The sequence below is a fragment of the Sandarakinorhabdus sp. genome, assembly GCF_051860625.1.
GTDB lineage: Bacteria > Pseudomonadota > Alphaproteobacteria > Sphingomonadales > Sphingomonadaceae > Sandarakinorhabdus.
The window spans coordinates 1-663 of the sequence record NZ_JBHYDQ010000033.1 but is presented as its reverse complement, the minus strand read 5'-3'; the positions used below and the strand labels follow the sequence as shown (position 1 = coordinate 663).

Annotated in this window: 1 protein-coding gene; it reads left to right on the top strand. The window is 66.2% G+C overall.

What is annotated here, in order from left to right; genetic code table 11:
• Position 1: 1 nt before the first annotated feature.
• A partial coding sequence (locus ACTIEZ_RS15430; protein WP_439547577.1) for an NAD(P)(+) transhydrogenase (Re/Si-specific) subunit beta occupies positions 2 to 663 on the top strand: 662 nt, incomplete at its 3' end.

Here is a 663-nt window from a genome sequence, read left to right as displayed (position 1 = left end):
GCTGCTCTATCTCGTCGCTGGCGTCCTCTTCATCCTGTCGTTGCGCGGCCTGTCGAGCCCGGCGTCTTCCCGCCAGGGCAACTTCTTCGGCATGATCGGCATGGCCATCGCCATTGTCACCACGCTGGCGGCGCATCCGCCGACCAGCACGACCGGCTGGATTCTTATCATCCTCGGCATCGCCATCGGCGGCGGCATCGGTGCGGTGATCGCGCGGCGCGTGCCGATGACCTCGATGCCGGAACTGGTCGCAGCGTTCCACTCGCTGGTCGGCATGGCCGCGGTGCTGGTCGCGGCCGGCGCGTTCTACGCGCCCGCCGCGTTCGACATCGGCGCCCGCGGCAGCATCCATGCCTCGAGCCTGATTGAAATGTCGCTCGGCGTCGCCATCGGCGCGCTCACGTTCACCGGCTCGGTGATCGCGTTCCTCAAGCTGAGTGGCCGCATGAGCGGCGCGCCGATCATCCTGCCGGCCCGCCACATCATCAACATCGTGCTCGCGCTGGCGCTGGTGTTCTTCATCTACGGCCTCGTGGTCTCGCAAAGCTCGTTCGACTTCTGGATGATCACCATCATCGCGCTGGTGCTCGGCGCCCTGCTGATCATTCCGATCGGCGGCGCGGACATGCCGGTCGTGATCTCGATGCTCAACTCCTACTCGGG